General features: G+C 69.4%; 1 protein-coding gene. It reads left to right on the top strand.

Going from position 1 to position 556, the window contains the following annotated elements; all coding sequences use genetic code 11:
- On the top strand, window positions 1–556 hold a 556-nt coding region (locus AC2YJL_RS27645; RefSeq protein WP_487375097.1), incomplete at both ends, for a hypothetical protein.

The following is a 556-nucleotide window of genomic DNA, read 5'->3' as shown; positions in this document are numbered from 1 at the left end:
CCGGGTGAAGGGGAAGAACGTCACCGAGATCGTCTACCCCGGCGTGCACTCGGATGTGGGCGGCGGCTACGAGCCGGGCAACCAGGGCCGTGCGGGGACGGAGAGTGAGCTGCTCTCGCAGATCCCGCTGGCGCACATGCACCGCCTGGCCCGGGGCTGTGACGTGCCGCTGGTCCCCTGGCACAGGATGGCGGGGGACCTCCAGCTGGACTACGCCATCTTGCCCCGGCTGGTCGGGCACTGGAACGCGTACATGGAGGCGGCCGACGCGGACTGGTTGCTACGCGAAGGCCGAGACAAGCCACGGCTGGAGGAGAGCGGCGACTTCGACGCCCTGGTGCGCCAGCACCGTCGCCTGTACCTCAGCTGGCGTCAGAACTACCTCGACGAAGGCCGCATGGGCCGGCTGATGGAGGAGTTGCAGGCCCACGCCCCGGGCAACCGGAGCCAGACCGCCCGCCAGCAGGACTGGGAGGACATCACCAGTGCCAACCGCAAACTCTCGGCGGATGTGGAGCTGCTGCGGCTGCGCAGACAGGCGCAGCGCAACCCGAAC

This window comes from Priestia sp. SRI_019, from assembly GCF_057586255.1.
The sequence above is the reverse complement of the archived record's forward strand: the minus strand, read 5'-3'. Positions and strand labels throughout refer to the sequence as shown.